This is a genomic window from Lysobacter korlensis, from assembly GCF_042434515.1.
In genome coordinates this window covers 367,879-389,097 of record NZ_JBHLTG010000003.1, presented here as the reverse complement: position 1 = coordinate 389,097, position 21,219 = coordinate 367,879, and the positions used below count along the sequence as shown (strand labels likewise).

At 66.6% G+C, this 21,219-nt stretch carries 13 protein-coding genes and 2 tRNA genes; 1 reads left to right on the top strand and 14 read right to left on the bottom strand.

Features of this window, described 5'->3' with window-relative positions; all coding sequences use genetic code 11:
- Positions 1–43: 43 nt before the first annotated feature.
- Genes ACFFGH_RS14835 through ACFFGH_RS14825 form a run of 3 tightly spaced genes read right to left on the bottom strand, consistent with a single transcriptional unit; the run spans position 44 to position 10,144 of the window.
- Positions 44–3,364 (bottom strand): non-ribosomal peptide synthetase, encoded by a 3,321-nt coding sequence (locus ACFFGH_RS14835; RefSeq protein ID WP_386669539.1) that lies wholly within the window; start codon positions 3,362–3,364, stop codon positions 44–46.
- A complete protein-coding gene (locus ACFFGH_RS14830; RefSeq protein WP_386669537.1) occupies positions 3,361–6,747 on the bottom strand; it encodes an aminotransferase class III-fold pyridoxal phosphate-dependent enzyme in 3,387 nt (1,128 codons plus the stop codon). The genes ACFFGH_RS14835 and ACFFGH_RS14830 overlap by 4 nt, the downstream gene beginning before the upstream one ends.
- Entirely contained in the window at positions 6,701–10,144 is a 3,444-nt protein-coding gene (locus ACFFGH_RS14825; protein ID WP_386669535.1) for a hybrid non-ribosomal peptide synthetase/type I polyketide synthase, read from the bottom strand. The genes ACFFGH_RS14830 and ACFFGH_RS14825 overlap by 47 nt, the downstream gene beginning before the upstream one ends.
- A 351-nt stretch (positions 10,145–10,495) precedes the next feature.
- On the opposite strand from ACFFGH_RS14825, the gene ACFFGH_RS14820 reads away from it, so the two are divergent.
- Entirely contained in the window at positions 10,496–10,918 is a 423-nt protein-coding gene (locus tag ACFFGH_RS14820; RefSeq protein ID WP_386669533.1) for a J domain-containing protein, read from the top strand.
- Positions 10,919–11,026: 108 nt separating this feature from the next.
- Here ACFFGH_RS14820 and ACFFGH_RS14815 read toward each other — a convergent pair whose 3' ends face one another.
- The 11 genes from ACFFGH_RS14815 to ACFFGH_RS14765 form a co-directional block, all read right to left on the bottom strand.
- A complete protein-coding gene (locus ACFFGH_RS14815) occupies positions 11,027–12,421 on the bottom strand; it encodes a TIGR03013 family XrtA/PEP-CTERM system glycosyltransferase (RefSeq protein WP_386669531.1) in 1,395 nt (464 codons plus the stop codon).
- A 122-nt stretch (positions 12,422–12,543) separates the two neighbouring features.
- Positions 12,544–13,227 (bottom strand): 4'-phosphopantetheinyl transferase family protein, encoded by a 684-nt coding sequence (locus ACFFGH_RS14810; RefSeq protein WP_386669528.1) that lies wholly within the window; start codon positions 13,225–13,227, stop codon positions 12,544–12,546.
- A gap of 295 nt (positions 13,228–13,522) precedes the next feature.
- Positions 13,523–14,506, bottom strand: a complete 984-nt coding sequence (locus ACFFGH_RS14805) for a YihY/virulence factor BrkB family protein (protein ID WP_386670245.1) — start codon at positions 14,504–14,506, stop codon at positions 13,523–13,525.
- A 303-nt stretch (positions 14,507–14,809) separates the two neighbouring features.
- Positions 14,810–14,886, bottom strand: a tRNA-Arg gene (locus tag ACFFGH_RS14800).
- A gap of 128 nt (positions 14,887–15,014) precedes the next feature.
- A tRNA-Ser gene (locus ACFFGH_RS14795) sits at positions 15,015–15,107 on the bottom strand.
- 60 nt (positions 15,108–15,167) lie between these two features.
- Positions 15,168–15,374 (bottom strand): carbon storage regulator CsrA, encoded by a 207-nt coding sequence (csrA, locus tag ACFFGH_RS14790; RefSeq protein ID WP_386669526.1) that lies wholly within the window; start codon positions 15,372–15,374, stop codon positions 15,168–15,170.
- 163 nt (positions 15,375–15,537) lie between these two features.
- Positions 15,538–18,171 carry an alanine--tRNA ligase gene (gene alaS, locus ACFFGH_RS14785; protein ID WP_386669524.1) on the bottom strand — a complete coding sequence of 878 codons (2,634 nt, stop codon included), beginning with the start codon at positions 18,169–18,171 and terminating at the stop codon, positions 15,538–15,540.
- A 143-nt stretch (positions 18,172–18,314) separates the two neighbouring features.
- Positions 18,315–18,821 (bottom strand): recombination regulator RecX, encoded by a 507-nt coding sequence (gene recX / locus ACFFGH_RS14780; RefSeq protein WP_386670243.1) that lies wholly within the window; start codon positions 18,819–18,821, stop codon positions 18,315–18,317.
- Positions 18,822–18,846: 25 nt separating this feature from the next.
- On the bottom strand, positions 18,847–19,872 hold the full coding sequence (gene recA, locus ACFFGH_RS14775; RefSeq protein WP_386669521.1) for a recombinase RecA: 1,026 nt from the start codon (positions 19,870–19,872) through the stop codon (positions 18,847–18,849).
- A 176-nt stretch (positions 19,873–20,048) separates the two neighbouring features.
- Positions 20,049–20,675, bottom strand: coding sequence for a transcriptional repressor LexA (gene lexA, locus ACFFGH_RS14770; RefSeq protein WP_386670241.1), 627 nt, complete (start codon positions 20,673–20,675; stop codon positions 20,049–20,051).
- Between the two features lie 44 nt (positions 20,676–20,719).
- A complete protein-coding gene (locus ACFFGH_RS14765; RefSeq protein WP_386669519.1) occupies positions 20,720–21,217 on the bottom strand; it encodes a CinA family protein in 498 nt (165 codons plus the stop codon).
- Positions 21,218–21,219: the final 2 nt, after the last annotated feature.

Here is a 21,219-nt window from a genome sequence, read left to right as displayed (position 1 = left end):
CCTCCGCGGCGGCGTGCCCGACGGAGCGCACTGATAACGGGCATCAGCGCGGCTCCTGTGCGGACAGGCCGAACAACCTGCGAAGGCCCTGGCCGATGCGACTGCCGGTGCCCTGCTGCGGGGCAGCGCCCGAGGTCGGATCGGCCGGCAGGTCCGCGGCAAGCTGGCCCAGCGTTTCGGCACCCAGACGAATCAGCTTGAAGCTGACGCCGGTTTCGCGCGAGACGCGATTGACCATCTGCACAGCCAGCATCGAATGCCCGCCAAGGTCGAAGAAGTTGTCGTCGGCGCCGGGCTCGACGCCGAGCAGCTCGCTCCAGATGCCGGCGAGATACCGCACGCGAGGATCGGCAGGCAACTGCGGCGAACCGGGCTGCGCCTTCGCCGATGCAGGCTCGGCCACCGGCCGCGGCAGCGCGTTCCGATCGAGCTTGCCGTTCGGCAGCAGCGGCAGCGCGGCAAGCACGACGAAGTGCTGCGGCACCATGTACGTGGGCAGCGTCGACCGCAGCTGCGTGCGCAGCTCGGTTTCGTCGATCCGCGTGCCCTCGCGGGGCACGATGTAGGCGACGAGGCGCTGATCGTTGGGCTGGTCCTCGCGCACGATCACGACCGCGCGCGCGACATCGCTGCGTTCGGCGAGGTTTGCTTCGATTTCGCCGAGCTCGATGCGGAAACCGCGCACCTTGACCTGGTGATCCAGCCGCCCGAGGTGTTCCAGCGCACCATCGGCGCGCCAGCGGCCGCGATCGCCGGTGCGGTACAGGCGCGGCTCTGCGCCGGCCTGCGAAGCGGACTGCGGGCCGAAGCGGTCGGGCACGAAGCGCTGGGCGGTCAGCTCCGGCCGATCGAGATAGCCCAGCGTCACGCCTTCGCCGCCGATGTAGAGCTCGCCCGGCACGCCGCGCGGGCACAGCTCGCCACCCGCATCGAGCACCCACACCTGCGTGTTCGCGATCGGCCGGCCGATATGCACGTCGGGCAGCGCCTGATCCGGCGCCGGTGCGATGCGGGCACAGGTGGACCAGACCGTGGTTTCGGTGGGCCCGTAGAGATTCCACAACGAGCCGCAACGCGGCAGCAGCTGCGCGGCGAGATCCGCCGGCAACGCCTCGCCGCCACACATGGACTTGAAGCCTGCGCCGCCGGTCCAGCCTGCATCCAGAAGCATGCGCCAGGTCGAGGGCGTGGCCTGCATCGCCGTCGCGCCGCTGCTCGAAAGCAGTTCGGCCAGCGCACGCCCCTCGCCCGCCGCCTCGCGGCCGGCCAGCACGACTTCCGCGCCGACCGAGAGCGGCAACATCAGTTCGAGCACGGCGATGTCGAACGACAGCGTGGTGACCGCAAGCAGACGATCGTGGGCGTCGAGGCCCGGCTCGACCTGCATACCGGCAATGAAATTCGCCACCGCGCGGTGCGGCACCATGACGCCCTTCGGGCGCCCGGTGGAACCGGAGGTGTAGATCACGTACGCGATGTCGTCCGGCGACGCTGCACCTTCATCGCGGCCGATGCGCGAATCGCCGCCCGAGGCGAGCTGCGCGTCGAGCTGGTCCAGTGCGAGCACCGGGCGGCCCGGCAGCGCGAAAGAACCGACGACCGAGCTGCTGGTCAGCAGTGTCGCCAGCCCGCTGTCGGAGGCCATGTAATCCAGCCGTTCGCGCGGGAACTGCGGGTCGAGCGGCACGTAGCCCGCACCGGCCTTCAGCACGCCGAGCAGTGCAGCGACCATGTCCATGCCGCGCTCGAGCGCCAGGCCGACCAATGCGCCGCGTTGCACGCCTTGCGAGCGCAGCAAGCGCGCAATGCGGTTGGCGCGCGCGTCGAGCTGCGCGTACGTGCAGGTCTCGTCGCCGAAACGCAGCGCGGTGCGGCTTGGGTTGCGATCGCACTGGAGTTCGAAATGCTCGTGCATGCGGCGATCGCGATCGAACGCGACGGGCGCCGGCTGCAGTGCGTCCAGCTCGGCGCGTTGCGCGGGGCCGAGCAGCGGAAGCCGCCCGACTTCGGTCGACGGGGCCTCGACCGCCGCGCGCAGCAGCGCCTCGAATCCGTGCAGCCAGCGATCGACCGTTTCGCCATCGAACAGCGACCGGTTGTACTGGCACTCCAGCCGCAAGCCGTTGCGCGTCTGCACGGCATTGACCGAGAGCTCGAACGTCTCATAGCTGCGTGGGTTGGTGCCGAGTTCGACCTCGAGTCCGGGGAACTGCACGTGGTCATCAATCGCGCGATCGAGGTTGAACATCACGCTGACCAGCGGCATGCGCGACGGGTCGCGATGGAAGCGCAGCTTGCTGAGCAGGGTGCCGAACGTGTAGCGCTGGTGCTCCATCGCATCGAGCATTGTGGTCTTCGATGCGTCGATCGCAGCCTCGAACGGCAGTGCCGGATCCAGGTCGAAGCGCAGCGGAAGCAGGTTCACGCAATGGCCGACCAGGTGCAGGTGGCGGTGTGCCGCCTGCCCCGCCGCTGGCACGCCGATCACGACCGTCGACTGCCCGGACAGCCGCGAAATCAGCGTCGAAAAGCCCGCGAGCATCGTCGAGAACAGCGTGGCGCCATGACGCGCGCCAAGACTGCGCAGCGCCGAGACCAGCGCGGCGTCGAGCTCGTGGTCGATACGCGCCGAAGCGGTCTGCCGCTGCGAGGGCCGCGGGCGGTCGGTGGGCAGGTCGAGCACCGGCACTTCGCCGGGGAACTGCGACAGCCACCAGGCCTCGTCATCGTGGTACTGGTCGCTGTCCTCGCGCGAAGCTTCGGTCAGCGCGAAATCCGCGAACCCTTCGATCTGCGGCAGCTCGGCACTGGCGTCGCCGCGCTCGCGCGCGTACAGCATGCCCAGCTCCTGCACGATGACACCGCAGGACCAGCCGTCGCAGATGATGTGATGCACCGTCAGCAGCAGCAGATGCTCGTTGCCGGTCACGCGCAGCAGTTCGGCGCGGATCAGCGGCCCATGTTCGAGGTCGAACGTGGTCTCGACCGCGCGCTTGCGTCGCGCCGCGACCGCGGCTGCGCGCTCGGCCACGTCCAGATTCGACAGGTCCTCGAACGTGGTGTCCAGCTCGAGGCTGTCGCCGATGCACAGCACGTCGCCTTCCGGCCCGATCGTGGCGCGCAGCGATTCATGCCGACCGGGAAGCTCGCGCACCGCCGCGCACAGCGCATCGCGGTCGAGTGGACCGCGAAGGCGGACGGACATCGACAGGTTGTACGCAAGCGAGTTCTCGTCGCCGAGCCGGTCAGCGAGCCAGATCTCGCGCTGCGGCCGGGTGACAGGCACCACCTGCGCGAGCGCCCCCTGGGCGAACGGGTCGTAGTCGACCTCCGATAGCTCGTGTGACTCCAGGACGTTGTTCATGCACCTACCTTGATGTATTTGCCGGGCGCGTCGGGATTCGGAATGAACCATGCGGGGCTGCCCGACGCATCGCGCCCGAGGCGCGCATCGGGCCTCGGCGGCCGCTTGGGGTCGAACTCGATCTGCGTACTGCGGCGGCGCCGCGGGAGGAACTCGGCTTCCTGCAGCTCGATCACCGACTGCTTGAACGCCTCGACGATCGACGCGATGTCCGCCTCGGTGTGCGCAGTGGTCAGGAAGCACGGGAAGTGCTCGAGGATGTGTACGCCGCGGCTGCGCATCATCGGGAACAGCAGCTCCTGCAACGGGTGCTCCTGGTTGAACGCGACTCGCCACAGCGACGCGAAGTGGTCGACGCGGATCGGCGCGCCGACTTCTTCGCAGAAGCCGTTGAGCTCGCCCACCATCGCCGCCGTGCGCGAATTGAGCAGGTGCTGCATCGCCGGCCCGGCGGCCTTGAGGTGCTCGAGCACGGCCTTCGCTGCCGCCAAAGCCAGCGGATGGCGCACGAACGTGCCGGCGAAATACGTCACGCCGACCGTCGGGCCGGACTCGTCGCCGAACTGCCAGTGGCCGCCGTCGAGCGCATCCATGTACTCGCGCCGGCCGGCGATGACGCCAATCGGGAAGCCGCCGCCGATGACCTTGCCGTACGACGCCACGTCCGCATCGACGTCGAACATGCCCTGCGCGCCGCGCGGGTCGGAACGGAAACCGGTGATCACCTCGTCGAAGATCAGCAGCGACCCGGACTCGCGCGTGATCGCGCGCAGCTCGTGCAGGAACTCGCGCGGCTGGAAGTCGGGCCGGCGGCTCTGCACGGGTTCGACCAGCACCGCCGCGATGTCCTGCGCGCGCTCGCGCAGCACGGCCAGGCTTTCAGGCGTGCCGTAATCGAGCACCAGCACTTCCTGCACCGCATTGCCGGGAATGCCGGGCGCCGCGGGCATCGACCGCAGCGACTTCGAGCCGCGCACGATAACTTCGTCGAAGATGCCGTGGTACGACCCGCTGAAGATGACCAGCGTGCCGCGGCCGGTTACGGTGCGCGCAATGCGGATCGCGCCCATGACGGCTTCCGAACCGGTGTTGCACAGCCCTGCCCGGTCGAACCCGGTCAGGTCACACACCAACCGCGCCACGTCACCGGCCAGCGGATGCTGCGGGCCGATCTCGTACCCGAGTTCGAGCTGGTGGCGCACTGCGTCGAGCACGAAATCCGGCTGCCAGCCGAACAGGTTCATGCCAAAGCCGCTGAGTGCATCGACGTACTCGTTGCCGTCGAGATCCCAGATGCGCGAGCCCTTCGAGCGGCTCACCACAATCTGGTAGGTGATCTCCTTCGTCAGCGGCCTGAACCCGCTGACCACGCGCGGATCGGCGAGGTGCGAGCGGTGGTCCTGCGTGTATTCCTTCGAGCGGCGCGTCCGGGCCGTGTACCGGGCGATGAACCGGTCCAGTCGCGCGCGCTGGTGCGGGCTAAGCTCGGCGCGATCGGAGTGGATACGCGCGATTGCGCCGAATGCCTGCGGGCGTGCGGCAGCTGCGCCCGCTTCGGAGTTTGCTGCCGGCGCGCTTGCGGACCCAGCAGGCGCTGCCGGCGGCGCGGCCGAGGTGGCTGCTCCGACGCGTGGCGAAGATGCACCGGCAGTTGCAGGCGCGTCAGCGACGTCCTGCCTCTGCCCCAGCCAGTCGAGCTGCCGACGCATCAGCTCCAGCTGCTGTGCGATGACGTGATGACGCCAGTCGCCACCGGCGGCCCCGGCGTCACGTGGCGCCAGCACTTGGGCCTGGGCGGGCGGCGGCTGCACGGCAGCCGCCGCGGCCGGAGCAACCGACTGGGCGACGGGCGCCGGCGCGGCAGCGACCGGCGCGGCCTCGTCGGGCGGCAGTTGAGCATCGAGCAGTGCCGCAAGCCGCTCCAGCGAGTACGCATCGCCCATCAACTGGCGGAACGTGAGCTTGACCGGGAAGGCCTTCTGCAGCTGCTGCGTGACCTGCGTCAGCATCAGGCTGTCGAGTCCGAGCTCGAGGAACGCGTCCTGCGGCGCGACCTCGGCAAACTCGAAGCCGGTGGTTTCCTGGAACAACGACCTGAGCTGTTCGATCAGACGCGGGCGGCGATCCGCTGCGGCACTGGCTTCGGCGGGGGCGTTCGCGGGCATCTGGGGTGTTGAAGACGTCATCGGGACTGCGGCAGGCTCGGTCGTGATTCGGGGGGTGTCGGCCGTCTTTTCGACGACCGCGTCTATCCAGTAACGCTTTCGCTCGAACGGATAGGTCGGCAAGCGCATCCGCTGGCGCCGAGTGCGTCGATCGAACTGCGCCGGATCGATGGCGGCGCCGCGGCTCCACAGCGCGCCCGCGGCGGCGCGCAACAGAGTCGGCTCCGCCTCGGGCGTGTCGGTCAGCGTCGCGATCGCGGCGATCTGCTGCTTCTGCACGGCCGGGTGTTGCCGCGCCAGCATGCTCAGCGTGGTGCGCGGCCCGACTTCGAGCAGAACGCGCGCAGGCACATCGGCCAACCGGCCCAGCGCCGCCGCAAACCGCACCGGCTCGCGCAGGTGGCGCGCCCAGTAGTCGGGGCTGGTCGCAGTCGCGGTGTCGAGCCACTCTCCGGTTGCGGTCGAAACCATCGGCAGTTGCGGTTCGGATAGCGCGACGGACGCGACTTCCTGGCGGAACGGCTCCACCACCGGGTCCATCATCGACGAGTGGAACGCGTGCGAGGTGCGCAGCATCCGGCAGGCGATATCGTCGCGCCCCAGCGCGGCTTCGAACGACGCCAGCGCGTCCAGCGGCCCTGCAACGACGCACAGACCGGGCGCGTTCTCAGCAGCCAGCGTGATGCCGTCGGGCAGGCGCTGCAGCAGCGGCTCGCAGGCCATGCGCACCGACAGCATCCCGCCTGCAGGTTGCGCCTGCATCAGTGCACCGCGTCGCGCGACCAGGCGCAGCGCATCGGGCAGCGCGAACACGCCTGCCAGCGTGGCGGCCACGAACTCGCCGACGCTGTGGCCGATCATCGCCGCCGGCGCGACGCCGTTCGACATCCACAGACGGGCCAGCGCGTACTCGATGACGAACGTGGCCGGCTGCATGACCGAGGTCGGCAGCAGGGCTTCGGCATCGTCACCGAACATCAGCTCGCGAATGTCGAAGCCGAGCACCTCTTCCAGATGCCCGGCGCAATCGTCCACGGCATCGCGGAATGCGGGCTCGGTTTCGTAGAGGCCCCGCCCCATGCCTGCGTAGGTCGCGCCCTGCCCGGGGAACATGAAGACCACGCCTGACTGCCGCGCGGGACGGCTTCGCGCGGCGGCGTCGAGCGTGGCGTCACTGCGCAGCTGATCGATCGCATCGGCGACACTTTCGGCGACCACGGACACCCGGTGCGGGAAGGCCTTGCGCCCGGCGGCCAGCGGCCAGCGTCCAGGCGACGTCCGCGAGGTTGGCGTCCGTGTGGTTGACCAGGTGATCGGCAAGCCGCGTGCAGGACTGCGCCAGCGCCGTCGGAGTGCGCGCCGAGAGTACGAGCAGTTGCGGGCCATGCGCGGGCTCGGACGGCGCGGGCGCGGGCGCCTCCTCAAGCACGGCATGCGCATTCGTGCCGCCGACGCCGAACGAACTCACGCCCGCGCGTCGCGGCGCGCCGTCGGTCGTAGTCCATTCAACCAGCCGGTCGTTGACGACAAACGGCGACGAAGCGAAATCGATCACCGGGTTCGGGCTGCCGAAGTGCAGGCTCGCCGGGATCTTCTTCTCGGCGAGCGCGAGCGCGACTTTCGCCAGTCCGGCCGAACCCGCCGCAACGACCAGATGCCCGACGTTGCTCTTGACCGAGCCGATCCGGCAGAAACCGGTGTCGTCGGTGCTGCGGCGGAATGCCTTGGTCAGGCCTTCGATCTCGATCGGATCGCCGAGCGGCGTTGCGGTGCCGTGCGCTTCGACATAGCTGATGCTGCGTGCGTCGACCCGCGCATTGCGGTGCGCCATCGCGATCACGGCCGCCTGCCCGTCGCTGCTCGGCCCGGTGAAGCTGCCCTTCGCGCGGCCGTCGTTATTGACCGCGCCACCGCGGATGAGCGCAATCACAGGGTCGCCATCGCGACGCGCATCGGCAAGCCGCTTGAGCAGCACGATCGCCGCGCCGTCGCTGAATACCGTGCCCTTCGCGTTCGCGTCGAAGGTGCGCGTGTGGCCATCCGGCGCGAACATCGCGCCTTCCTGATAGATGTAGCCGCTGCGCGGTGGGCATGTCACCGAAACGCCGCCCGCGAGCGCCATGTCGCACTGTCCGGCCCGCAGGCTGTCCACGGCCTGGCAGATCGCGACCAGGGAGGTCGAGCAGGCCGTCTGCACGTTGAGCGCGGGGCCGGTCAGGTTGAGTTTGTGCGCGACCTGCGTCGCGATGTAGTCCTTCTCGTTGAGCAGCGTGATCGGGAACTCACCGACCTTTTCCAGAAGGTCCGCGCGCGGCGCGATGTGCTTCTGGAAGTAGGTGCCATGGTGCATACCGACGTACACGCCGATCGGCACCTCGGCCGAGTCCGGCACGTGGCCTGCGCGCTCAAGGCACTCCCAGCACAGCTCCAGCAGGATGCGCTGCTGCGGGTCCATCAGCTCGGCCTCTTTCGGGCTGAAGCCGAAGAACGCCGCGTCGAATTCCTCGACTCCATCAATCACGCCACGCGCCGGCACGTAGCCGGGATGGTTGCGTTCGTAACCACGCACCGCCGGATCGAGGCCGTCCGGACCGAACACCGTGATCGACTCGCGGCCCTCGCAGAGGTTCTGCCAGAACGTTTCGATATCGGCCGCGCCCGGGAAGCGCCCGCTCATCGCGATGATGGCGATCGCGTGGTCGTCCGCCGCCTGCTCCGGCCCGGCCCGGTGGCCACGTGGCAGGCGCGCACGCTGCACGGTGTCGACCGTGCCGGCGCGCAGCACCTGCGCGAGCGCTGCGGGCGACGGGTTCTGGAACACCAGCGTCACCGGCACCCGCGTCGCATCGGCCGCCTGCATCGCGCGGATGCGCTCGGCGAGACGCGTCGCCAGCACCGAATCACCGCCGAGTTCGAAGAAGTTGTCGTGGCGCCCGACGCGGTCGATGCCAAGCAGTTCGCCGGCCGCATCGGCAAGGCGCTGTTCCAGCTGATCGGCTGGCGGCTCGAATGGCGTCGACAGTTCAGGCCGGTCGCGGCTTGGCGCCGGCAGTGCCTTGCGGTCCAGCTTTCCGTTCGGCGTCAGCGGCATCACATCCATCGCTACGAACGCCGACGGCACCATGTATTCCGGCAGCGACTTGCCCAGATGACTGCGCAACTCGCCAGTCACGGGCAGTTCGCCATTCGGCACCACGTAGGCCACCAGCCGCTTGTCGCCGGGGCGGTCCTCACGCGCGATCACCACGCAGCTGCGCACCGAGGGATGCCGCGTCAGCGTCGCCTCGATTTCGCCAAGCTCGATGCGGAAGCCACGGATCTTGACCTGGAAATCGATGCGACCGAGGTACTCGAGGTCGCCATCCGGCAGCTCGCGAACGAGGTCGCCGGAGCGGTACAGAAACTCCGGCGCCGCATCCGGCTGAGCAGGATTGCGCCAGTGGATGAAGCGCTCGACGTTGAGTTCGGGCCGTTTGAGGTAACCGCGCGTTACGCCGGCGCCGCCGATGAACAGTTCGCCCTCGCTGCCCACCGGGACCGGCTGCAGCTTGTCGTCGAGCACGCGCAGGAATGTATTGTCGAGCGCCTTGCCGATGACGCTGCCCGCGCCGGCCTCGACATCCGCGCGCGTGATCACGCGATGCGTCACGTAGATCGTGGCCTCGGTCGGGCCGTACATGTTAACGAGCTTCGGCTGCTCGTCGCCGTAGCGCTCGAACCACGGGCGCAGCGCCTGCAGCTCCACCGCCTCGCCACCGAGAAATACGTAGCGCAGCGCGTAGCCCGCGGGCGCACCCGCATCCTCGTCGGTGCGCATCAACTGGCCGAACGCGGTTGGCGTCTGCGCGGCGATCGTCACCTGCTCGTCGATCAGCAGTCGCCGGTATTCCTCGGGCGAACGCGTGATCGCATGCGGCACCACGATCAAACGCGCGCCGTGCGTCAGCGCGCCCCATATCTCCAGACCCGATACGTCGAACGCGTGCGACTGGAAGAACGTCCACACATCGTCCTGCCGCAGGTCATAGGCAAGGTCGACCGCGAGGAAAAAGCTGATGAGGTTCGCGTGCGTGATCTGGCAGCCCTTGGGCTTGCCGGTCGAACCCGAGGTGTAGATGACGTAGGCAAGCGATTCCGGATCGCGGGTTACCTCGGGGCGCCGGTCACTTGCGGCTTCGATTCGCTCGCGGTCGGTATCGAGGCAGATCACCGGCACGTCGGTTTCGGGGACCGCGTCGCGGTCACCGCTGAGCGTCAGGACGGCCGACACCTCTGCGTCCTCGAGCATGAACGCGAGGCGGTCGCGCGGATAGACAAGATCCTGCGGTTGGTACGCAGCGCCTGCCTTGACGATACCGAGCATGCCGACGATGAGCTCGATCGTGCGCGACATGCACAGCGCAACGACGCTGCCGGGGCCCGCACCAACGTCATGCAGGTAGTGCGCGAGCTGGTTCGCACGCCGGTCGAGCTCGGCATAGGTGATCGAGTCCGCGCCGCAGCTCACCGCGCGCGCATCCGGCCGGCGCCGCGCGCAGTCCTCGAACAGGGTAACGACATCGTTGGTTCGGCCGGCCGCTGCATCCGGCCGGTAGATCGATGCGTACGTGTTCATGAGCGTGAATGCCTGCGAATGGAAGACTGGGCCAAGACTGACCTGTGCGAATCGATGCAAGTGGCCAAGCGGGGGCCCGAATCGCCGTTGCGGCTTACCCGCGCAATGGCGAGCGCGTCACCGGCGTCGCGACGGCGGCGGAGGGAACTGGACAGCGGGGCTGCGCCGCGCGTTTGGAGTGTCGCTTCAGAGCTGATCGCTGCCACCATCTTCATTCGTCGCTGAACGGCTAATGCCTGTGTCGCCTCATGACTGCGTTCTAACTAACGTCGCGGTTTCGCGGCGCCGGCCATGTACATCATGTGACGGCCCCCTACCGGCGCCGGTTACCATGGCGCTCGAGGACGATTGATGACACCTGATTTTTCGCTCGTGTATTCGCAGCTGGACCTCCCGCCCGACTGCAGCCTGGAAGAGTTCCGCAGCGCGTACATGCGCCGAATTGCCGAGCTCCATCCCGACCGCCGCGGCTCCGAGCCGGCGTCCGCCGAAGCGCAGGCCACACTGCGAGAACTGGTGTCGACCTATGTCGCGGTCACCCGGTTCCATCGGCGCTACGGGCGCATGCCGGGTGCGTCGCCGCGCTCGTCCGGCAACCACGCGTTCAATCCAATGATGACCGCGATGCGGCCCGCGCTTCAGATACCTGTCGCGAGCTCGAACGAAACGACAGAGAAGCCCTCCAAGGCGACCGCACGCCTCGTCGTGATCATCGTGGTGCTCGGCCTGCTTCTCGCGTTCTGGGAAATCACGCGGTTGCTCGCGACGCGCTGAGGAGTTGACACGCCGAAGGGCCGCGTTGATCGCGGCGCCCTTCCAAAGACCAGGAATTTCAAAACGAACACGCGGCCGCTGCAGTGCAGCGGCCGCGGATGACGACGCTCAGCGCGCGCCGCGGCGGAACAGGACGACTTCGACGGTCTGCAACAGGATCATCAGGTCGAAGATCAGGCCGCGGTTCTTGATGTAGAACAGGTCGAACGTGAGCTTCTCCTCGGCGTCACGCACCGAGGCGCCATACGGGTAGCGCAGCTGCGCCCAGCCGGTGAGACCCGGCTTCACGCAATGGCGGACGTTGTAGTACCGCACTTCCTTGCTCAGCATCTCGACAAACTGCGGGCGCTCCGGACGCGGGCCGACGAAGCTCATGTCGCCGCGCAGCACGTTGAACAGCTGGGGAAGCTCGTCAAGGCGCGTCGCGCGGATGATGCGGCCCACGCGCGTGGTGCGGTCATCGTTCTTGGTCGCCCACTGCGCGACACCGTTCTTCTCGGCATCCACGCGCATGCTGCGGAACTTGATCACCTCGAAGTGGCGACCCTTTTCGCCGACGCGCACCTGCTTGTAGAACACCGGCCCCTTCGACTCCAGCTTGACTGCCAGCGCGACCAACAGCATCGCCGGCCACGCCATGAGCAGCAGCGAGCCTGCAGCCAGCAGGTCGAAGAAGCGCTTGTTGAGCCGGCGCACGATCGACTGTTCAAAACCACCGGAGAACGCCAGCCACGAGGGATCGGCCACGCTCAGCGTGACCATGCCGGCCTCGCGCTCGAAGAACGTCGAAAGGTCGCATATCGAGATTCCGTGCTGCGCGCAGTCGAGCATCTCGTCCATCGGCAGGCCGCCGCGGCGCTCGTCCGGCGCCACGACCACCTCATCGATCTGCAGCGTGCGCGTCAGCGTCGACAGGCTGTCGGTCATGTTCGTGCGCAAGTGCGCAGGCACGCAGACTTCCTGCCCGGCGACGGGTACGAAGCCGACCACGACGAACGACTGGCGATCGGCGCGGCGACGCAGGCGGCTGTTGATCAGGTCGGCGTTCCTGCCGGCGCCGTAAACGAGGACGCGGCGCTTGAACGCGTCGCTACGCAGGAAGTGGTGCGAGATCCAGCGCAGCGTGATGATTCCGCCCAGACCGATAGCGAGCAGCAGCGCGAGCACCATGCGCCCGATGTAGACCGGCGGCACCAGGTAGTACAGCACCAGCAGGCCGATCGTGCCGAACGCGAACGACAGCAACAGTCGCAGCGAGAAGTCGATCCGGTTGTGGCGGTCGTGTGCCTGGTATAGGCCGAACGCCGCCATCGCGACCGTAATGAAGACTGCGGGGATCAACAGGCGCCAGGGCGTGTTGTTGTAGAACACCGCATACCCGTCCGGGTCGTTCAGGAAGCGCAGCGACGCAGCGAGCATCGCCGCGATGACAAGCAACACGAACTCGGAAACCCACAGTGTTCGAACGAGATGGACCTTGCGACTTGCGACCTGCGATTTCATCAACGGCTCCGTGATTCACGTGCTATGCACAGACGCGCATCCAATGGTTTGGAATCGCTTTCGTCCGCACTACCTAGCAACGCAAATCGAGGCCAAATTCGGCCTGCGTCCGCGCGATTCATTCAGCTGTCGTCGGCAGCGACGTCGTTGTCGCGATACCGTGAAAAAAGCGCGGACGTATTCAACAATCCGCCCTCGACCTGCAGCACCGCGGACGCGGCGACTGCGGCCCTTATATCCGTAGGGGCTTCGATCGAACTGATGTACCAGCGACCGCCCACGCCGGGGATCAGCACGGGGCGATCGTCCAGCGCGCAGAACGAATCCATCGGGGTCTGCAGCCCGACACCGACCGCCTTCAGCACGGCCTCCTTGCGCACCCAGAGCGAAAGCAGCCGGTCGCGGCGCGCGGCGAGGTCGAGCGAACGCAGGCGTTCCAGCTCGTCCGGATCGCAGACCACGTGCGCGATCTCGTCCATCACGTCGGCCCTCTCGATCGGCTCGATATCGACACCAACCGGGTGCGACCTGCAGGCCGCCAGCGCGACCCAGCCCCGGGTGTGGCTCAGACTCGTCCATACCGCATCGCCTTCGATGCGCGGCCGACCGGCCTCGTCACGGCGCAGCGGCACTGAAGCAGGCTGACTTCCGAGTACTTCGGCAAGGAACGCCCGGTGCAACGCATACGCCAGCATCAGCATTTCGCGATCGGCCTGCATGCGCTGCCGCGCAATTCGCGCGTGTTCGTCCGGCCGAAGGATCGACTCGGCCCACGGCAAGCGGCCGGCCCAGTCATCCAGACGCACGATGGCGACGCGGACCTCGGCTGATGGCCCTGCCCCGCTCGCATCGACCTCACGGAAAGCTCCCGCTACAGGCGCGTGTGCAGAACCATTGGGCATGTGCGTACGCGTTTCCTGGCTCTGGTGCGTTGGAAGTCCACTCGCCGTCGCGAGCGGCACGCAGACGCGGGAGCGGCTGCACCCGCCCGGCTGATCATCCGAGGCTCGGCCGCCCGCATGCTCACGCGGTGCGTCTCAAGCGTCCTCGGCGGTAGCTGTCGCGCTGCGCCAGCCCTGGGCCGACCCTGACTCGCCGGCGTCAGGACGCCGGCCGATGTTCGTCGCGGGCTTCCAGCCGCTCATCAACGACGGCTGTCAGCAACGCGCCGATGAACACGATGAGCCCGGCGTAGTACACCCAGACGATCGTGATGACGACCGTACCCATCGACCCATATGCCGAACCCGGGTCGGAGCGCTGCAGGTACCAGCCGATCAGGGCGCGGCCGATGACAAAGAGCAGCGCCGTCACCGCGCCGCCCCCGAGCGCATGGCGCCAACCGACCCGGCGGTCGGGTAAGTAGTGATACATCAACGCAAATCCGAACGCGTAGACCAGCCAGGTCGCGAGCCCCGCAACGAGCGGCATCAGCCATTTCATGTGCGAGAACGCAACCTGCAAGACCGTGTTCATCGTCATCGACACCAGCAGCAGGAAACCGATCGCGAATACCAGCCCGAGCGAGAACACACGCTTGCGGAGCAGCGCCATCAGCCCGCCCAACTCCGACGCTTCGGTGCGGAAGATACGGTTCAGCGCGTCCTGTAGCTGCCCGAACACGACGGTCGCGCCGAAGAACAGCAGGATAGTGCTCCAGATACCCGCAAGCGACCCGGTGCCCGGCTTCTGCTCGGCGTTTTCGATGATCGTGCGCGCAAGGGCCTCAGCTTCGCCGCCGATGAGCTGCCCGATCTGCTGCATGAGCTGCTCCTGCGCACTCGGCATCAGTGACGCGGTCAGCCAGATCAGCAACAACAACAGCGGTGCGATCGACAGCAGCGAGTAATACGCAAGCGCCGCCGACTGCGTCAGCAAGTTGGCATCGGAAAAGCGCCGCATCAGCGCCGCAGGCAAGCCACCCTCGGCCCGCCGGACGATGTGCTTGATCGCTGGCTTGGCGCGGTGGTTTCCGGAGTCGGTGTCTTTGGTCGGATCCAACCGGTCCAGCAGCGAAGCGCCTCCGGAGCCCGATCCGCCGCGCCCCTGCTGCGCGCCTGAATTCCTGTCGTCGCGTTTGCCCATATCCACTGAAGATGCCGATGGCCCGGCGCTATGAATACATTCATCGGCGTGAAGCGTGGGCGTAGGTCTCGCGCGTTCGCGCTTACCTCGACCTAAGAAGCAACGCCGACCGTACTGATACCCAAGGCGTGCGCCGCCTCGGCGTAGGGGGCACCCACGGCGAGCACTGTCGCTTCGCCGTTGCACCTCGTGACTTCGGGCTACCCGCAAATATCGGCGTCCAAGAGAACTGGAGCAGCGTTCCCGCGAACGAAGAAAACAAAAAAGCCGACGCGCTAACGTCGGCTTTTCTGCATCTTGCAATGGCGCGCCCGGAAGGATTCGAACCTCCGACCCCCAAGTTCGTAGCCTGGTGCTCTATCCAGCTGAGCTACGGGCGCGTAGTCGAAAAATTATGAAGAACTCTTTAAAGCTCGTCAATATCTTTTCGTTCTGCATTCTCGAAATGACCCGCTATTAGTCACGTCTTTCGAACATGCAGTAGCCGCTGTTACACGGATGGTACAACTGGCGGAGAGTGAGGGATTCGAACCCTCGATAGAGCTTTTGACCCTATACTCCCTTAGCAGGGGAGCCCCTTCAGCCTCTCGGGCAACTCTCCGCACGAAGCAGTGCGGGCGGGAAGCATAACGGCTCAGTCCACTCGCGGCAAACGTTTCCTTCAGCCGCCGGAATTTTCCGCGTTATCGCCTGCGGAGCCTTCGCCCGCACGCTGGATGCGCTGGTAGATCTCCTCGCGGTGCACGGCCACGTCCTTGGGTGCGGTAATGCCGATACGCACCTGGTTACCCTTGACGCCGAGCACGGTGACGGTCACCGAGTCGCCGATCATGAGGGTCTCACCGACGCGTCGGGTCAAGATCAACATGAAGACCTCCTAATGTCGGCAAACAGAATGCCGACGACGACATCGTCGCATTGCGACGACGTCTCCTGATTGGTAAAAGAACGCCGGGCATCTTAACGACCGGACATCCGGCGTCGCAAGGAAAACCATCACGCTTCACGGTCGTGTCAAACGACCGTTGGGTTTATGTCATGCGTTCCTGTACCCAGCGCGCAACCGCGTCCAGCGCGCCGACGAGCGCAGGGCTGTCCTCGCCCCCGCCCTGTGCCATGTCAGGTCGGCCGCCGCCCTTGCCATTGATCTGACCTGCAACGTGGGCAAGCAGTTCCCCGGCCTTGACCTTGCCGCTCGCCGCGCCGCTGACGCCGGCCACGAGTGAAGCTTTGCCGTCATTGGTCCCGGCGAGCACCACTACCGCGTCGCCGAGCTGCTGCTTCAGGCGGTCAACAGTGTCGCGCAGCGCCTTCGCATCGAAGCCCTCCAGCCGCCGCGCGAGGACGCGCACACCGGCCACTTCGACTGCCGAGTCAGCGAGGTTCGAGGTCGCACCTGAGGCTGCTTTCGCCTTCAGCGCTTCCAGTTCGCGCTCGAGCTTCTTCTGGCGCTCGAGCACGCTGCGCAGTTTCTCCGCGATGTCGGATGGGTTGCTGCCGACGATGTGCGCGGCTTCCTTCAAACGGTTCTCCGCGCTGGCCACATGGTCGAGTGCGGCCTGCCCCGTGACGGCTTCAATACGCCGGACGCCGGCGGAAACACCGCCTTCGGAGACGATCTTGAACAGGCCGATGTCACCGGTGCGGGACACATGCGTGCCGCCGCACAGCTCGGTCGAACCGTCGCCGAGACGCAGTACGCGCACGCGATCGCCGTACTTCTCGCCGAACAGCGCAAGCGCACCGAAATCGAGTGCCTCCTGCATGTCCATGTGGTGGATCTGGGCGCCATGGTTCGCGCGGATCTCCTCGTTGACGCGCCGCTCGATCTCCGCCAGCTCGTCCGCCGTCACCGGCTGAAAATGCGCGAAGTCGAAGCGCAGGCGCTCCGGCGCAACGAGCGAGCCCTTCTGCACGACGTGTGTGCCGAGCACGCTACGAAGAGCTGCGTGCAGCAGGTGGGTCGCCGAATGGTTGAGGACGATCGCGGCACGACGCGCGCGGTCGATGGCGCCGTGTACGCGGTCGCCGCGCTGCAGGGCACCGGACTCCAGACGGCCGATGTGGCCGTGGAACTGGCCCGCGAACTTCAGCGTGTCGCGGACGTTGAAACGCGAGTCGACACCGTCAAGCTCGCCCGCATCGCCAACCTGGCCGCCGCTTTCGGCATAGAACGGCGTGCGGTCGAGGAGGATTACGGCCTCCTGACCGGCTTCGATGCGGTCCACCGATCGGCCTTCCTGCAGGATCGCGACGACTTCCAGCCCGCCTTCGTCGACACGCTCGTAGCCGAGGAACTCGGTCGGCGGCAGTTGCGCGGCGACTTCGGCCGGCATCGTGGTCGCGTTCGCGAACTTGCCGGACGCCCGTGCCGTCTCGCGCTGCTGAGCCATCGCGGTGTCGAAACCGGCCATGTCCACGACGAGGCCCCGCTCGCGCGCGATGTCGGCGGTGAGGTCGACCGGAAAACCGTAGGTGTCATAAAGGCGGAACGCATCCCCGCCCGGAATCACGTCGGTAGCCCGCGAGGCGACCTCATCGAAGATGCGCATGCCCGAGTCCAGCGTCTCGGCAAAGCGCTCTTCCTCGGCGAGTAGCGCGCGCTCGACGAACTCGCGCTTCGCGGTAAGTTCCGGATACGCGTCGCCCATCACCTCGACCAGCGGCGCCACCATGCGGTGGAAGAACGGCTGCTTCTGGCCAAGCATCCACCCGTGGCGCAGCGCGCGGCGGATGATGCGGCGCAGGACGTATCCACGGCCTTCGTTGCTCGGCAGCACGCCGTCGACGATCAGGAAGCTACAAGCACGGATGTGGTCGGCGATGACGCGCAGCGACTTGTTGTCGAGGTCAGCAGTCGACGTGAACTCCGCGGCCTTGCCGATCAGGTGACGGAACAGGTCGATGTCGTAATTACCGTGCACGCCCTGCAGGACAGCCGCCAGGCGTTCGAGACCCATGCCGGTATCGACACACGGGGCCGGCAGCGGCACCAGCGTGCCGTCGGGCTGGCGATCGAACTGCATGAAGACGTTGTTCCAGATCTCGATGTAGCGGTCGCCGTCCTCATCGGGGGAGCCCGGGGGGCCGCCGGCGATGTGCTCGCCGTGGTCGTAGAAGATCTCGGTGCACGGGCCGCACGGCCCGGTGTCGGCCATCTGCCAGAAGTTGTCCGACGCGAACGGCGCACCCTTGTTATCACCGATGCGCACGATGCGCTCGACCGGCAAACCGATATCCCGATGCCAGATTTCGAATGCCTCGTCATCGGTCTGGTAGATCGTCACGAGCAGGCGCTCGGGCGGCAGCTTCCAGACCTGGGTGAGCAATTCCCACGCCCAGGCGATAGCCTCCTTCTTGAAATAGTCACCGAACGACCAGTTGCCCAGCATCTCGAAGAACGTGTGGTGGCGAGCGGTGTAGCCCACCTGGTCGAGGTCGTTGTGCTTGCCACCGGCGCGCAGGCAGCGCTGCACGTCGGCAGCGCGGACGTAGCCCGGCTTCTCCGACCCAAGGAACACGTTTTTGAACTGCACCATGCCCGAGTTGGTGAACAGCAGCGTCGGGTCGTTCGCCGGGATCAGCGGCGCGGAAGGCACAATCGTGTGGCCCTTGTCGCGGAAGAATTCGAGGAACTCGCGACGGATCTCGGAAGTGGTTTTCATGCAGGCGTCGGGTCTGGGACGAAGGGCAGCCGTGGCTCTGGCAGATCCATGGGGATGGCCAGAAAGAATGGCTTGGTCGGCCCATTAGCCTAACAGGACGGTGCAGCGAGGGGGCCGGCGCTTAACCGGCCGCATTGCAACGATCAGTCGTCGAAATCGAGCCGACTGGCGCTACGGACGCAGGCCGCGTCGAAGCCGCGCCGGATCAGAAAATCGGCTGCCTTACGCTGGAGCGTTCGATCCTCGGCCACGGAGCCGCCGTAACGTCGCAGCACCTGGTCACGGGCGAGTTCGGACCAATCACCTTCGAAGGTGTCGAGCGCAGCTGCGATCGCCTCTCGATCCAGCCCATGGGTTGCCAGCTCCGCCCGGATGCGCATCGGGCCATAGCCGTTGCTGACGCGGGACCGCACCAGGCTTTCCGCAAAGCGCGCGTCGTCCTGCCAGCCCTCGCCGGCAAGCCGCTCGATGGCCGCTTCGGCTTCGGCGGCGTCAACCCCGCGAGCGCTGAGCTTGCGGGCCAGCTCCTTGCGGGAGTGCTCGCGCCTTGTCAGCAGCGTCAGCGCCCGCTGGGTCGCCGTCGGCTCAGGCCGGACACGACGACGGCCGGGGGTTTCCCGGCCGTCGCTGCTGGTCTTCTCATCAGACATTGTCAACGCAAGCGCGCAGCCGAACTTAGTCGGCCGCGGCCTCGTCACGCGAGGCCTCTGCCGGCACGAACTTCTCGCGAAGCGCCACCTCGAGCCGCTTGGCGATCTCCGGATTGTCCTTGAGGTACTGGCGGGCGTTCTCCTTGCCCTGCCCGATGCGCTCGTCATACGCGCTGTACCAGGCACCCGACTTCTCGACGAGCTTGGCATCCACACCCATGTCGATCAGCTCGCCCTCGCGGGAGATGCCCTCGCCGTACAGGATCTCGGTGATGACCTGTTTGAACGGGGGTGCGAGCTTGTTCTTGACGACCTTGATGCGGGTCTGGTTGCCGATGATCTCATCGCCCTTCTTGATCGCGCCGATGCGGCGGATATCCAGCCGAACCGAGGCATAGAACTTCAGCGCATTACCACCCGTGGTGACCTCCGGGCTCTGGCCCGGCATCATGATGCCGATCTTCATGCGCAGCTGATTGATGAAGATCACCAGCGTGTTCGAACGCTTGATGTTGCCGGTCAGCTTGCGCAGGGCCTGACTCATCAGGCGGGCTTGGAGGCCCGGCAGCTGGTCGCCCATCTCGCCTTCGATTTCAGCCTTTGGCGTGAGCGCGGCGACGGAGTCGACCACGACCATGTCCACCGCTGCCGAACGCACGAGCATGTCGGCGATCTCGAGCGCCTGCTCGCCGGTATCGGGCTGCGATAGCAGCAGGTCGTCGACATTGACACCGAGCTTGGCGGCATAGATCGGGTCGAGCGCGTGCTCGGCATCGATGAATGCAGCCGTGCCGCCGTTCTTCTGGCACTGGGCGATAGCCTGCAGCGTCAGCGTCGTCTTACCGGAGGATTCCGGGCCGTAGATCTCGACCACACGACCCTTCGGCAGCCCGCCAATTCCGAGCGCGATATCTAGCATCAGCGAGCCGGTGCCGATGACCTCGGCAGCCTCGACCGCGCGGTCGCCCATGCGCATGACGGAGCCCTTGCCGAACTGCTTTTCGATCTGGCCCAGGGCGGCCTGCAAGGCGCGCTTCTTGTTCTCGTCCATCGTGGTGTTCCTTAGGTCGTCGGGTGAGCGGGTGAACTTTATCGGGCAGGTATCGCAAAGCCTGAGACACCCGGGATCGGATCAAAACTACCGGTCTTTCCGTTCATCGACAGCCGGCCTGCAGAGCTAGCCGCTGTCGGAAAATCCCCCCTGCCACAGTCGGGCAAAGCGGACGGTCAGCGGCTGGGCCGCACGAGTCCGCAGTACAGCCCTTCGATTTCGAAGTCCTGGCCCGGCAGTACTTCGATCGGCGCGAAATCGGGGTTGCGCGGCAGCAAGCGGATCCGATCGCGTCCGATCTTCAACAGCTTGACGGTGACTTCTTCATCGATGCGAGCGACGACGATCTGCCCCGACCGCGCGTCACGCGTGCGGTGAACACCGATCAGGTCGCCGTCGAAGATACCCTCGTCGCGCATCGAGTCGCCCTTGACCTTGAGCAGGTAGTCCGGCGCCGGAGCGAAGAAGTTCTTGTCCAGCAGGACGTAATCGTCGGGATCGATGCCGTCCGCTCCAGCGCCGATCGGCAGACCCGCCGCAACCCGTCCGAGCACGGGCAGGCGCAGCGCGTCGTCGGTGGCGGCCGCGCGCGGCGACTGGCAGAGGCGGATGCCGCGAGCCTGGCCCGGTATACGCCGGATCGCACCGGCCTGCTCCAACGCCTGCAGATGGTACTGGGCCGCACGCACCCCACTGAATCCAAACGCCTCTGCGATCTCGGTTTGCGATGGCGGGGCGCCGTCGGTTTCGATCCGCTCGGCGATCATGTCGAGAATTGCGCGCTGGGTGTCGGTCAATGCCATGTTAGTAGTATTACTACTAACTGCCACCCACGCAAGCGTCGCGCTCAGCGCGCAAGCGTGAGTAGACCCTCAAGCGCGGTTGCTACTGTCCTGCGGCGGACGGCGTCGCGGTCGCCCTCGAACTGGAACACCTCGGCGTTCGGGTAGCCGCCACGGCGCTTCCATGCGATCCAGACGGTACCGACCGGTTTGTCCGACGTGCCTCCGCCCGGGCCGGCGATACCGGTGACCGCCACCGCGAGCGTCGCGCCCGAATGCACGAGCGCCCCGGAGACCATTTCGACCACTGTCTCGCGACTCACGGCCCCGTGCTGCTCGAGCGTATGCGGGTTGACCCCAAGCAGCGCCTGCTTGGCCTCATAGCTGTAGGCGACAAGACTGCAGTCGAACCAGCCTGAACTACCCACAATGTCAGTCAGTGCCTTGCCGATCCAGCCGCCGGTGCAGCTTTCGGCGGTCACTATGCTGTGGTGCTGGGCGAGCGCGAGCTCGCCGAGTCGTTCGGCGAGCCCTTGGAGGTCGGCGTCGGAGGGCAATGTCATCG